This is a genomic window from Micromonospora sp. C51 (genome assembly GCF_018070435.1).
Classification (GTDB): domain Bacteria; phylum Actinomycetota; class Actinomycetes; order Mycobacteriales; family Micromonosporaceae; genus Micromonospora; species Micromonospora sediminimaris.
Map to the genome: position 1 here is coordinate 543878 of NZ_JAGPXQ010000001.1, position 13075 is coordinate 556952.

General features: G+C 73.1%; 9 protein-coding genes. 6 read left to right on the forward strand and 3 right to left on the reverse strand.

The window, feature by feature from the left end; translation table 11 throughout:
* Positions 1–27 precede the first annotated feature (27 nt).
* On the reverse strand, positions 28–2547 hold the full coding sequence (locus tag KBX50_RS02500; RefSeq protein ID WP_210934218.1) for a helix-turn-helix transcriptional regulator: 2520 nt from the start codon (positions 2545–2547) through the stop codon (positions 28–30).
* 5 nt (positions 2548–2552) lie between these two features.
* Positions 2553–3845, reverse strand: a complete 1293-nt coding sequence (locus KBX50_RS02505) for an Hsp70 family protein (RefSeq protein ID WP_210934220.1) — start codon at positions 3843–3845, stop codon at positions 2553–2555.
* A gap of 297 nt (positions 3846–4142) precedes the next feature.
* On the opposite strand from KBX50_RS02505, the gene KBX50_RS02510 reads away from it, so the two are divergent.
* The 3 genes from KBX50_RS02510 (at position 4143) to KBX50_RS02520 (ending at position 8434) form a co-directional block, all read left to right on the forward strand.
* On the forward strand, positions 4143–5036 hold the full coding sequence (locus tag KBX50_RS02510; protein WP_210934222.1) for an IniB N-terminal domain-containing protein: 894 nt from the start codon (positions 4143–4145) through the stop codon (positions 5034–5036).
* Between the two features lie 96 nt (positions 5037–5132).
* Positions 5133–6980 (forward strand): dynamin family protein, encoded by a 1848-nt coding sequence (locus KBX50_RS02515; RefSeq protein WP_210934224.1) that lies wholly within the window; start codon positions 5133–5135, stop codon positions 6978–6980.
* The gene (locus tag KBX50_RS02520; RefSeq protein ID WP_210934226.1) at positions 6977–8434 is read left to right on the forward strand and encodes a hypothetical protein; all 1458 of its coding nucleotides are present in this window, start codon (positions 6977–6979) and stop codon (positions 8432–8434) included. Before KBX50_RS02515 ends, KBX50_RS02520 begins: the two co-directional genes overlap by 4 nt.
* 63 nt (positions 8435–8497) lie before the next feature.
* Here the strand turns inward: KBX50_RS02520 and KBX50_RS02525 are convergent, their stop codons facing one another.
* Positions 8498–9742, reverse strand: a complete 1245-nt coding sequence (locus KBX50_RS02525) for a YncE family protein (RefSeq protein ID WP_210934228.1) — start codon at positions 9740–9742, stop codon at positions 8498–8500.
* Positions 9743–9825: 83 nt separating this feature from the next.
* On the opposite strand from KBX50_RS02525, the gene KBX50_RS02530 reads away from it, so the two are divergent.
* The 3 genes from KBX50_RS02530 (at position 9826) to KBX50_RS02540 (ending at position 13072) form a co-directional block, all read left to right on the forward strand.
* On the forward strand, positions 9826–10401 hold the full coding sequence (locus KBX50_RS02530; protein ID WP_374224559.1) for an RNA polymerase sigma factor: 576 nt from the start codon (positions 9826–9828) through the stop codon (positions 10399–10401).
* Positions 10394–11128, forward strand: a complete 735-nt coding sequence (locus tag KBX50_RS02535; RefSeq protein WP_210934230.1) for a hypothetical protein — start codon at positions 10394–10396, stop codon at positions 11126–11128. The genes KBX50_RS02530 and KBX50_RS02535 overlap by 8 nt, the downstream gene beginning before the upstream one ends.
* A 645-nt stretch (positions 11129–11773) precedes the next feature.
* Positions 11774–13072 carry an extracellular solute-binding protein gene (locus tag KBX50_RS02540; RefSeq protein WP_210934232.1) on the forward strand — a complete coding sequence of 433 codons (1299 nt, stop codon included), beginning with the start codon at positions 11774–11776 and terminating at the stop codon, positions 13070–13072.
* The last annotated feature ends 3 nt before the right edge of the window (positions 13073–13075 follow it).

The window sequence follows — 13075 nt, forward strand, 5'->3', positions numbered from 1 at the left end:
GCCGGCGGATGAGGGCCGGTCCGAGGCTCAGTTCGCGGCCCGTCGGGGCCACGGCTGTCCGTTCGTGGTGTACGACGGGTCAGCCAGAATGGTTCGAAGCAGGGCCAACAGGTCGGTGCGGTTGGCGCAGTTGAGCCGCGAGCGCATCCGGGCCACGTGGTGCTCCACAGTCTTGGCGGAGATGAACAACCGATCTCCGATCTCCCGATAGGTGAGACCGGCGACGACGAGTTCGGCCACTTCCCGCTCCCGGTCGCTGAGCCGGGGCGAGACGGTGCCGGCCGCCGGCTTGCGGTCCTCGGCGGCGGACCGGCCCTGAAGCGCCCGTGCGCAGTCGAGCAACGCCGTCATCGCCCGCCGGTCGGCGGTGCGGATGGCAGCCTGCCCGGCCAGCCGGGCACCGTCCCAGCACAGGCCGGTGTCGTGCAGACCCCTTGCGGCAGCCTCCACCCGGACCGGATCGACGGTGCCGCGCAGCACCTCCAGCCAGCACTCGGCCGCGGCGGCCACCACGGCGGCGTACCGGCTGTGGCTGGCGGCGGCGAGCAGGGCGCTGACGTGCTCGTCGGCGGCGACCGGGTCGTCGGTGAGGATCGCCGCATGCAGTCCGCTCCAGTGCAGCGGCGTACGCCACAGCGGCGGATCGGCCAGGCGGCCGAGCAACTCGTGGGCGGCCCGCAGGTAGGGCTGGAGGCGACCCAGGTCGCCCAGGCGGGCACCGGCGATGGCCAACTCGCCCAGCGGCAGCAGCGTGAACAGGTCGACCGGGTGGCGGACCACCGCCTCCAGCGCCGGCACCCAGCCACGCTGCAACGCGCCGAGGTCGCTCGCGCGCCGGGCGATGCCCATGGTCAGCCCGGCGGCGAAGAGCAGATCGCGGGACTCCAGCTCGGCACCGGCGGTCGCCTCGGCGAGTTGCTCACCGGCGGCGGCGATCCGCCCCCGCGCCATCAGGATCCAGGCACGCAACAGCCGGTGCCGACCGGTCAGCAGCGGCCCGCCGATGCCGCTGGCCAGCGCACGGTCGAGGACCCGCTCGGCGATGTCCAGCTCACCACAGTGCACGGCGGTCAGCGCCGCCAGCGCGGCGGGGCTGTCCGGCAGCAGCACCGCCCGCCCGTCGGGTTCGAGCAGGGCCGCCGCCTGCACGAGGGTGGACAAAGCTGCCGACGGGGTGCCGTGGACACTTTCGCGCACCCCGTCGGCCATCAGCCGGGCGGCACCGGCCTGCAACGTCGGCGGGCTGTCCGGGACCGGCTCGGGATGGTCGGTGGAACGTGCGGTGGCGAGCGCGCCGACCGTGGCGAAGGCGTGCGCGCTGACCCCACCGGACCAGCGGTACAGCTCCACGCTGCGGTCGGTCTGTCCGCGGTGGGCCAGTGCGGTGGCGGCGACGAGAGCGGCCTCCGAGCGGGCGTCCGGCGGCGCGGTGGTGAGCAGCCGGTCAGCCAGTCGCAGCGCGAGGTCGAGGTCACCGGCGAGGGTGGCGGCGACCGCTTGCCGGACGCCGGTGGGGCGGCCGGCGGTGCCCGCCGCGGCGAACAGGTGGGCCGCCAGCGCCGGTTCGCCACCGAGGGCCTCCTCCGCCGCCGCCTCCAGGGTGGCGGCCGGGCACTCACCGGCGACACCGGCCGCCAACAGCGAGCGCACCAGTGGCAACACCGGTGCGCCGCGGCTGAGCGCGAGTTCGCTGAGCAGGTGCCAGACGGCGGTGCGGTCGGCGGCCGGGCTCAGCGCGGTCACCGCCCGCCGGACCAGCGGGGTGGGTCGGCCGTCGGCGCCGAGCAGCCCGGCGGCGCGGGCTTCGGCGACGAGGTCGTCGATCTCCGCCGGTTCGCGGTTCAGCAGTGGGCGCAGCGCCTCGGCCGGCAGCGGAACACCGGCGGCCAACGCGATCAGCAGCCGTCGCACGTCGGAGGAGAGGTGGTCCAGGTCGGGACCGAGGTGCAGGACCACCTGGCGGGGCGGTTCGGTCGGAACGACGCTGGCCGTCTCCTGCTCGCGCAGCCCGTCGACCAGCCATCCCACGTGCCGAGGCACCCCGCCGGTCTGGCTGTGCACGAAGTCGACCAGGTCCGGGCGGCGGCCGAGGCGGGGCACGGCGGCGAGATACGCGGCGGTGCGCGCCCGGGTGAACGGGGTGAGCAGCAGTTGGCGGCCCTCCCGACGCAGCGTGTCGGTCAGCTCGATCAGGACCGGCGGGCGGGGCCACGGTCGGTAGCTGATCGCGATGCGGTGCCGGCGGTCGGACACCAGCCGCCGCAGCGTACCCAGCCGGGCCTCGTCGAGCAGATGCGCATCGTCGATCAGCAGCACCGTGTCGGGGACGTACGCGTCGTCGGTGGCCGGCACCTCGGTGTGGACGGTGACGCCGGCCCGGGCGTACCGACCGGCCAGCTCCTGAAGGTAGGTGGTGCGGCCGTGGCCACCCGGGCCGGTCACCCCGAGAGCGAGCGGCGCGGCCGGGTCCGCGGTGATCGCGTCGAGCAGGTCGGTCGGTTCGGCGTCGAGGACCAGCGGGCTGTCCGCCACGGCGCTCGTCATCATGGCGGTCATCCTTCGTGTCCCCGGTTGCGGGTCAGCTTTCGGCGGGATCGCTTCGGCAGGTCCAGGGGTGGGTAGCGGATCGGCGGGCGGGGCGGTGGCTCGTCGCGGGGGGTCAGGTCGGCGGCCGGACCCACGGGCGGGCCGGCGGTGCGCGCCATCGACCCGACGGACGCGGTCGCGAGGGCCGCGGCGGTGCCGACCGTCGCGGGTGGACCGGCCGGCGGCGGCGGGCCGGCCGGCAACGGACGTGGGGACAGGATCCGGGTGCCGGCGGCAGCGGCGCCGGCCGCCGCCGTGTTCTGCGGATCGGGCGCGGTCTCGACCGGAAAACCGGCCGTGGCGAGCAGCTCGGCGACCAGCGGCACCCGGCTGGCGCCGCCGCTCAGCAGCACGCCGTCGAGCTGCGCGGGTGCCAGGTCGGCGGCGCGGACGGCCTGCGACAGCACTTCCACTGTGGCCTGAACCGTCGGCCGGATCAGTTCCTCGAACTCCAGCCTGGTCACCGGCACCCGGACGGGCCCGGTCGGCAGCGACAACGCCACGTCGGTCTGCGACCCGACGGTCAGCTCCCGTTTGGCCCGTTCGCACTCGACGGGCAGCTGACGCAGAGCGGTACGGGCACCGGGGCCGGCGGTGGCCAGATCCCGGGCGAGCACGGACCGTACGTGCCCGGCCAGCGCCTCGTCGAAGTCGGCGCCGCCGAGCCGGGTGAGTGTCGCGGGAACGCCGACGGTCTCGTACCGGTCCCGGGCGTTGCGCCGGACCAGTGCGGTCTCGAAGGTACCGCCGCCCAGTGCGTACATGGCGGCGACTCCGCCGGCGAAGCCCCGGGCGGCGTGACCCTCCGCCACGGTGACCGTGCGGGGTAGCAGCGTCACCGCACCCAGGCCGTAGTCCCACAACGCGTTGTGCAGCAGGTCGCAGCGGTACCGCCCCCAGGACGCGGGGTGACTGAGCACGATCATCTCGGCCGGCGCGCCCCGGGCACCGTGGACCTGATCGACCACGTGCGCGGCGAGCAACGCGACGAGGGTCTCCGGACGGTACCGCTCACCGGCGAGCAGCAGCGGCACGTCGTCGCCGACCCGGCTCAGCAACCCCCGGGCGGTACGCTCCGATTCGTCGCCCTCACCGAGGGTGAACGTGCCGTCGGTGGACAGCAGCAGCGTCGACGGCAGCGGCCCCGGTCCGGGGTGCAGGGCGACCGGCTCGGGGTGGCCCCAGTGCCCGTCACGGTGCCGGGCGACCGCGGCGACGGTGTTGGTGTTGCCGATGTCGATCCCGAGCACGTAGGCCATCTGCTTTCTTCCTTGACCGCGTCGGCCGTGGGGGTGGGCCGGACAGGCCCACCGTTGCGGGCCGCCCCGGGGGACCCCGTGGGCTCCTACGTTCGTACCAGAGATCACTCCGGCATCAGGAGCCCCAACTTCGGCGGGCGCCGGTCCCCCACTCCCCCTAACGTACGAGAGCCCGGATGCCCCTAATCGGACGGGTCGGATTGCGGGATCGTCCCCGATGTCCGGACCCGGGCACCGCCCGTAGCGTCATCGGCGATCACCGGTCGTTGACGTTTCGCCGAGGAGAGAACCCCCAACATGGACCAGACCCTGCACGACTTCGTGCTCAACCTGCTGACCGACGCGGACGCCCGGTCGGCGTTCGACCTCGACCCGGAGGGCGCGCTGCGGGCCGCCGGCCTCGGTGACATCACGGCCGCCGACGTCCAGGACGTGGTGCCGCTGGTGGTGGACTACGCCCCGGTGCAGGGGCTCGCCCCGGTCGCCCCGGTGACCGGGCAGCTCGGCCTCGACCCGCTGGTCGGTGACGCCACCGACGCGATCAGCCAGTTGCAGAGCGTGGCGCAGCAGATCAGCGTCGGCAGCTCCCACTCCGGGGTGGACGTCAAGGCCGGCGTGCTCGGCACGATCGCCGTCGACCCGTCGACGGTGACCGCGGGGGCGACCGTCTTCCCGGGAGTCGGCGTCGGCGTGACCCCCACCGGCGTGGGCGTGGATCTGTCCGGTGTGAACGATGTGGCCGACACCCTCGACGCGGACGTGGTGGCCCCGCTCGACCGCACCACCGAGCCGGCGCTCGGTGACGTCACCGGCGCGGTGGGTGACCCTGTGTCCGCGGTGAACGGGACCACTTCCGGGCTGCTGGACACCACGTCCGGTCTGCTTCCCGGCACCACCAGTCAGGTCGGCGATCTGGTCGGTTCGCTCGGTGTCGGTGACACCCTGGGCGGGCTCGGCCTGACCGGCGACACCGGCGGCGTGGTGCCGTCGCTGGACCTCGACTCCACTGTGGGCGGTGTGACCGGGCAGGTCGACGGCCTGTTGGGCGGCGTCACCGGGACCGTCACCGGCGGTACGAAGGGGTTGTTGGACGGCGGGGTCAGTGGTTCGGTGAGCGGGGACACGGCAACCCACGGCGAGGCCTCCACCTCGACCGGCGGGGTGCTGGGCCTCACCGACGGTCTGCTCTGACACCCGTCAGCGGGCGGGGTCGACACCATCCGGTGCCGGCCCCGCCCGCTTCTCGCACTTGATAATTGAGCCGAATTCAGCACACTTGGTGCGGTGATGGCGGGAATCTGGCTCGACGCGCTCGACGACATCGCCCGCACGTGCCAGGAACACGGTCGGGGCGATCTGCTTCAGGCGGTCCGCCTCAAACGCGCCCACCTGCTCGATCCGACGCTGACCGTGCTGGTGGTCGGCGAGCCGAACCAGGGCAAGAGCCAACTGGTCAACGCGATCGTCAACGCACCGGTCTGCCCGGTCGGCGACGGGACCACCACCGTCCTGCCGACCGTGCTGCGGCACGCCGAGGTCGCCTCGGCGACGGTGGTGCAAACACCACTGACGAGGCCGGGGACGCCGCCGGCCGCCGACCCGCCGGCCGTGCAGCGGACGCCGGTGCCGACCGACCAGATCGCCGCCGGGGTCGGTGGCAGCACCGGCCGGCTGCCCGGCGGCGGCCCCGCGTACATCGAGATCGGCCTGCCGCGAGCGCTGCTCGGCGCCGGCGTGGTGCTGGTCGACATGCCGGGCGGCGGTGACGTCGCCGCCACGGGCGCCGGCGCCCCGGTCGCCGCCCTGGCCCGCGCGGACACCGTGCTGCTGGTCACCGACTCCACCCGGGACCTGTCGGTAAACGAGCTGAACATGCTGCTGCACCTCACCCGGTCGCACTCCAATGTGGCCGTGGTACAGACCAAGACGGACCTGGTTCCGGACTGGCGGGCCGTGGCCGACCGCAACCGGCGGCACCTGGCCGACGCCGGGGTGCCGGCCCCCTTGATCCCGGTGTCCGCCGCGCTGCGCCTGCACGCCGCCGCCACCAGCGACCACGCGCTCAACGCGGAGTCCGGCTTCCCGGCGCTGATCGCCCTGCTCCGGCGACACCTGGCCGCCAAGCCCGACACCCTGGCCCGGGCTGCCGTGGTGCTGACCGCGCGCAGCGTGGTGGAGCAGCTCGCCGCCCCACTGCGGGCGGAACTGACCGACCAACGCTCGGCTGAGGAGTCCGCGCCGATGGCCCGGCTGCACGCGGCGCAGCGGGAGGTCGACGAGCTGCGGCGGTGCGCCACCCGCTGGCAGAACACGTTGACCGACGAGATGGCCGATCTGATCTCCGACATCGAGCACGACCTGCGCGACCGCACCCGGCAGATCCTGCGGATGGTCGACGAGGCGTTCGAGACCGCCGACCCACTTGTGGCATGGGACGCCGTCGCGCAGTGGCTGGAGGAGAGCCTGGTCGAGGCGGCCGCGGCGAACCGGCGGTGGCTGGTGCAGCGGTGCGACTGGATCGCCCGGCGGGTCGCCGAGTCGTTCGCCCGGTACGGCCACGGGTCGCTGCCACCGTGGCCGCTGACCGCCGCGGCGGAGTACGGCGCACCGGTGCCGGAGCTGGAACGTCCCAACGTCGACCGGTTCACCGTCGGCCAGAAGGTGTTCACCGGCATGAAGGGCTCCTACGGTGGGCTGCTGATGTTCGGCCTGGCCCTGACCCTGGCCGGCATGCCGATGATCAACCCGATCTCGATCGGCGCCGGTGCCCTGTTCGGCGGCAAGAGCATCCGCGACGAGGGCAAACAGTTGCTGCGCCGGCGGCAGGCGACGGTCAAGGCGGCGGTACAGCGGCACGTCGACGACTTCTTCATCCAGGTCAGCAAGGACAGCCGGGACGCGGCCCGCCGGGCGCAGCGGGTGCTGCGGGATCACTTCGCCGCCCTGACCGACGAGTTGCAGACCGCCATCATCGAGTCGCTGCGCAGCGCCAAGGAGGCGGCCGACACCGACGCGGCAACACGCGAGCGACGCCAGCGGGAGATCCAGCAGCGGATGATCCGGCTGGCCGAGCTGTATGAGCAGGCACAGCAGGTGACCGCCGCCCGCCCGGCGCCACTGGCGCCGCTGGCATGACCGGCGCGCGGCTGGACGCGGGGGTCCGGGACCTGCTGCACCGGGCGCTGCACGGCTACCGCGACAACCCCCGGGCCACCGAGCTGCTGCGGCACCAGTTGGCCCGCTACGACCAGCCGCTGCGGGTCGCCGTCGTCGGCGGGTGGCGCAGCGGCAAGTCGACCCTGCTCAACGCCCTGATGGGCGAGGAGGTGGCCCCCGTCGACGGGAGCGCCTTCACCTGGTACGAGGACGGGCCGCAGCCGGACGCCACCGGGTACTCCACCAGTCACCCCCCGCAGCGGCTGGCAGTGCTGCGCTCCGGCACCGGCATGCGGGTCGACCTCACCGGTTGGCGCGCCGGGGAACTGCGCGACATCGTGGTGCGGTGGCCGGCACGCTCGCTGCGGCAGGTGACGTTGCTGGACACACCGGCGATCGGCGCCGCCGACGAGCAGGCGACGGACCCGGTGCTGGCGCGGGTGCTGCGGGAGGCCGACGCGTTGCTGTACCTGACCCGCGACGCCCGCGGGGCCGACCTGCGGACCCTGGGGGCGACCCGGGAGGGCGTCGTCGGGCAGGCCACCCCGGTCCACACGATCATGGTGCTCTCCCGGGTGGACGAATCCGGTGGTGGCCGGGTCGACGCGCTGCTCGGTGCCCGTCAGCTCGCCCGACGGGCGCTACGGGACCCGCACGTGGACTCGCTGTGCGTGACGGTGGTGCCGTGCAGCGGGCTGCTCGGCCTGGCCGGCCGGGTGCTCGGCGAGACCGAGTTCACCGCGCTGGCGGCCCTGGCCCGGGTACCGCGCGCCGAGCTTGAGCCGTACCTCCTCTCCGCCGAGCGGTTCGCCCGCGGCGAGCCACCGGCCGGGTTGGACGCGGCCACCCGTAACGCGCTGCTGGAGCGGCTCGGCGTGGTCGGGATCCGCCTGGCGACCACTCTCGTCCGCACCGGCTGCGACAACCGGGTGGCTCTGGCCGCCGAGCTGGTCCGCCGCAGCGGGCTCGGTGAGCTACGCGAGTCGCTCAACCGTCTCTTCGTCGACCGCCGGCACGTGCTCAAGGCGCGGTCGGCGCTGACGGCGGTGGAGGCGCTGCTGCGGGACGAGCCGGGTCCGGTCACCGGCGACCTGCTCGCCGCGCTGGAGCAGCTGCTCGCCGGTGCGCACGAGTTCGCCGAGTCGCGGCTGCTGGCCGCGCTGCGCGACGGCCGGCTCGGATTCGACGCCGAGCTGGCCGCCGAGGCGCGGCGGCTGGTCGGCGGGGACGGTGACGAACCGGCCGCCCGGCTGGGCATCGCGCCCGACGCGACACTGGCGTGGCTGTGGGAGAGCGCCGCCGAGGCGCGCTGGCGGTGGCGGGAACATGCCGAAGATCCCGGAATCCCGCTGCCACAGCGGCGGGGCGCGCAGGTGGTGGCCCGCAGCTGCGAGGGTCTGCTCGCCGACCTGGCCGCCACCCACGCCCGCTAGCGCGATGGCCTGCGGCGGTCCTCGGCGACGACCGGCCGCGGCCGGGATCGACGATGCCTGATCTCAGGCGGGCCGCGCGGGAGCGTGCAGGCCCACCAGACCGGGCACGGCGGCGCGGCCGAGTTCCGCGCCGGTCACCGGATCCAGCCAGCACACCGCTGCCCGCTGGCCCAGGTAGAGGCGAGTGTCGTCCGGGCTGAGCAGGACGCCGGTGACCGGGTCGGCGGTGGCCCGCTCGGCGGTGACGGCGAGACCGGCCTGCTCCACGGCCCGTACGGCGGTGCCGGCACCGAGGAACAGCCGGTCGGCGGAGGCCGCCGCGAACGCCGGACCACTGCCAGCGCCGAGGGCGGCGACGCGGCGTACGGTCAGCTCCTCGGTGGAGATCTCCGCGACGGCGCCGGAGCCGACGTCGGCGACGTAGAGCCGGGCGCCGTCCGGCGTGATCGCCATGGTGTGGCCGTCGGCGCGGCCCTCCCCGAACGGGTGCGGCAGATCCACGCAGTACGCCCACCGCTGTTCCAGGTGCAGCGTGTGCACGAAGGCGTGCACGTCGCTGCCTGGCCGGCCGCTGATCCGGTCGCGGGTGTGCTGATGGTCGGGCTGGTGGGTGTAGAGCGTGTAGAGCACGGCGCGGTTCGGGGCCAGCACCGCCTGCCGTCCGTCACCACGCATCTCCTCCTCCGCGCCCTCCGGCACAGGTGTCTTGGCCCGGGTGAGCAGCGGCCCGGTGACTCCGGTCGCGAGGTCGACCAGGCGCACCCGGTAGCGGTCCGGCGCGGCCGGCGGCAGCCACTCCAGCACGAACAGCCCGGCCAGGTCGTGGGTGAACGCCTCCGGCACCACGTTGCCCGGCAGCCGCAGCCGTTGCCGCACACCGGCGGTGTCGGCGATCAGCACAGGCGTCTCGGCGCGTCCGGCGGGCCGGTCCCCGGTGGCGCTGAGGCGTTCGGTGGTCAGCGCCAGCCGGGTGCCGTCGGTGGAGGCGGTCTGCGGCACCCACCGGCCCGGCAGCCGTACCCGCTCGGAAACGTTGCCCCGGCTGGCGTCGACGCGCCACAGGTCGGTGTCGGCGTCGTTGGCGGCGGCCGTCCACACCAGCCGCCCATCGGCGGTGGCCACTCCGGCGCCGATCCTCTGCCGGTCGGCACCACGCAGCACGGTCAGCCCGCCGTCGAGGGTGACGAGCAGTGGGTCCGGTAGCGGGTCGGCGGCGGCCGGGGTCGGCTCGCAGCCGACCAGGGTGGCGGCGCCGGCCCCGGCCAGGGCGGTCAGCAGGGTACGCCGCGAGAACGTCGTGTTCGCCATCATGACCGGGTGACACCGGCGGGCCGTTTCGGGTTCCCACTCGGCGCGATGGAACCTCATCGGCACGGGCGGTGTCAGTAGGGGTGATCCCACCGGAGGTAGCCCTGGACGACGAGCAGTTCGTCACCCGCGCGCAGGCAGGTGACCTGGCGGCGTACGAGTCCCTGGTCGCTCGGCACACTGCGGCCGCGTACCGGACCGCGGTGCTGCTCGGCGCGGGCTCCGATGCCGAGGACGTCATCCAGGAGGCGTTCGTGAAGGGGTACCGCAAGCTCGACCGTTACCGAGGCGACTCGTCGTTCCGCTCCTGGTTGCTGGCCATCGTGGCGAACGAGACACGCAACCTGCACCGCACCCGGGAGCGGCGCAACGGCCTGGTGCTGCGTGCGGCGCGGGTGGCGTCGGGCTCGGAGATCGTCGAGGACGACGCCGTCGGCGCGGTCCTCGCCGGGGAGCGCCGAGCCGCCCTCGTGCGGGCCCTGCGGTCGCTGCCGTCGCGGGACCGCGAGGTGATCGTCTGTCGGTTTCTGCTGGACCTGACCGAGGACGAGACGGTCACCATGCTGGGCTGGCCCCGGGGCACCGTGAAGTCGCGTACTTCACGGGCACTTGTGAAACTGCGCGGCCTGCTCGCCGTCGAGGAGGTCAGCCATGGATGACCTGGAGCGGGAGCTGCGTGACCTGTCCGGCTGGTTGGCGACCCCCGAACCACCGGACGTCACGGCCCGGGTCCGTGCCCGGCTGAGCGCCGCACCAGCCGCCCGCCGCGACACGGGCCGCCGACGCTGGCGGTACGCGCTGGCGGCGGCCCTGGCCGCGCTACTGGTGGCGGCGCTGCCGCCGGGGCGGGCCGCGCTCGCCGACGCGATGGCGGGCCTGCTGCGCTTCGCCGGCGTCACCATCAGCACCTCGCCCGACCGGACGCCGCCGACCGGCGTTCCGTCGCCGCCGCCGGGGCAGCGCACCACCACCCTCGACGAGGCGCGCCGGTTGGTGCGCTTCCCGATCCGGACACCGACCGTGCTGGGTCCACCCGAGCAGACCCTGCTGGCCGACCCGGACGGCACCGGCGGGTACCGGGTGGCGAGCCTGCTCTACCGGGCCGGCACCCTACGCCTGGACACCTTCGACGGCCGCCTCGATCCGGTCTTCTTCAAGCAGGCCGGCGGGTCGGACGCCGAGTGGACGCAGGTGGGTGCCGGCGAGGCGATCTGGCTCCGTGGCCCGCACCCGGTCTCCTACGTCGACCGCGACGGGGTCGTCCGCCAGGCGAGCGCCCGCCTCGCCGCCGCGACCCTGATCTGGGCGGACTCCGGGGTGACGTATCGATTGGAAGGCGATCTGACCATGGCCGAGGCGGTCGCCATCGCCACCACCCTGGGGTGACACCGCAGTACCAATTCTCCGCATTCGGTCACGGTCGTACGGTGTCGGTGACAATTCCGGGCGATCACGCCTGTAAGCGTGATCAACCAGCGCCGCCGGAGTCGCCCGGTTCCTCCGCCCGCCCGTGGTTCGGTATCGCCTTCGTAACGGGCCCACAACGATTCCTCCCGGACGAGCCGGATGAACGCCGCCCTGAGTCCTACCGGGATTTTTCCGGGACCGGGATGCGAGCGATCAGGTCGCCGAAGCGACGCGGCGGAACTCCCGGTCCAGCTTCCGGACGATTCGGACCTCATTACAGACCAGCGCTTGTTAGCGCAAACACCCTGTCACGTAGAGCCACGTTCGCAGCCGCCCTGCTACCGCCACCGATAAGCCCGGCTGACCAGCGACGTCCTCACCCTCGACTCCAGGTCACGGAAGTTTCGGAAACGTGTCTTGTTTTTTTCGGACAAGTCTGCGACCGTTTGGCCGTCGGTGGCCTGGGTCACTCCGAGGTTGATCGCGATGTGACCGCGAGGCGAGCCCGGACCAGCGCCTGTCGACAGGAGACAACCCTTCGGCGCCGCCACGGTGCACGTGCTGGCCTTCGGCTCGTTCGCAGGGGTGTTTCAGGTTGGCGGACTTGGCAGAGAGGAAAGATTGATGAGGGCGAGAAAACTACTGGCTGTGTCGGTAGCCCTGGCAACGGGCGTCCTGGCGACGGCGGCCTGCGGCGGCGACGACTCGGACGGCCGTAACAGCGACGGCTCGGTCACGATGAGCTTCTGGCACAACGCCAGCACGGGGCCGGGTCAGGCCTTCTGGGAGAAGACCGTCGCCGACTTCGAGGCCGCCAACCAGAACGTGAAGATCGAGATTCAGTCGATCCAGAACGAGGACCTGGACGGCAAGCTCCAGACCGCCCTGAACTCCGGCGACGCCCCCGACGTGTTCATGCAGCGCGGCGGCGGCAAGATGGCCGCGATGGTCAAGGCCGGCCAGCTGATGGACATCACGGACTCGATCACCGACGACACCAAGAAGGTGATCTCCGAGGGGTCGTTCACGGCGCAGACGATCGAGGGCAAGGTCTACGCGATGCCGGTGGCCGTCCTGCCCGGCGGCTTCTTCTACAGCAAGGACCTGTTCACCAAGGCGGGCATCGCCCAGCCCCCGGCCACCGTCACCGAGCTTCAGGACGCCGTGACCAAGCTGAAGGCGGCGGACGTCCAGCCGATCGCCCTCGGCGCGAAGGACGCCTGGCCGGCCGCCTTCTACTACTACTTCTTCGCGCTGCGTGAGTGCAGCTCGGAGACCATCACCCAGGCCGGTCAGACGATGACCTTCGACGACCCCTGCTGGCTCAAGGCCGGTCAGGACGTGCAGAACTTCGCCGCGTCCGAGCCTTTCAACAACGGCTTCCTGACCACCTCCGCCCAGCAGGGCGCCGGCAGCTCGGCCGGTCTGCTCGCCAACAAGAAGGCGGCGATGGAGCTGATGGGCGCCTGGAACCCCGGCGTCATCGCCTCCCTGACCCCGGACCAGAAGCCGCTGCCCGACCTGGGCTGGTTCCCCTTCCCCAGCATCGAGGGCGGCGCCGGTCAACCCGGCGCGATCCTCGGTGGTGTCGACGGCTACTCCTGCTCGGCCCAGGCCCCCAAGGCCGAGTGCACCGCCTTCCTGAACTACATGGCGAAGACCGAGGTGCAGAAGGCCTACTACGAGGCGTTCAACGCGCCGCCGGTGAACAGCGAGGCGCAGGCCGCGGTCACCGAGCCGCACCTGCAGTCCATCCTCGCCGCCTACAACCAGGCGCCGTTCGTCTCACAGTGGCTCGACACGGTCTACGGGCAGAACGTCGGCAACGCCCTGAACACCGCCGTGGTGAACATGCTGGCCGGCAAGGGGGATCCGCAGGCCATCGTCGACGCGGTCAAGGCCGCCGCCAAGAGGGCGCAGTAGTCC

Bases quoted from the DNA above. Each gene is read 5' to 3' on its own strand.
- KBX50_RS02510 (WP_210934222.1), top strand. From the start codon at position 4,143: ATGGACCAGACCCTGCACGACTTCGTGCTCAACCTGCTGACCGACGCG.
- KBX50_RS02540 (WP_210934232.1), top strand. From the start codon at position 11,774: ATGAGGGCGAGAAAACTACTGGCTGTGTCGGTAGCCCTGGCAACGGGC.
- KBX50_RS02515 (WP_210934224.1), top strand. From the start codon at position 5,133: ATGGCGGGAATCTGGCTCGACGCGCTCGACGACATCGCCCGCACGTGC.
- KBX50_RS02535 (WP_210934230.1), top strand. From the start codon at position 10,394: ATGGATGACCTGGAGCGGGAGCTGCGTGACCTGTCCGGCTGGTTGGCG.
- KBX50_RS02505 (WP_210934220.1), bottom strand. From the start codon at position 3,845: ATGGCCTACGTGCTCGGGATCGACATCGGCAACACCAACACCGTCGCC.
- KBX50_RS02520 (WP_210934226.1), top strand. From the start codon at position 6,977: ATGACCGGCGCGCGGCTGGACGCGGGGGTCCGGGACCTGCTGCACCGG.
- KBX50_RS02500 (WP_210934218.1), bottom strand. From the start codon at position 2,547: ATGATGACGAGCGCCGTGGCGGACAGCCCGCTGGTCCTCGACGCCGAA.
- KBX50_RS02525 (WP_210934228.1), bottom strand. From the start codon at position 9,742: ATGGCGAACACGACGTTCTCGCGGCGTACCCTGCTGACCGCCCTGGCC.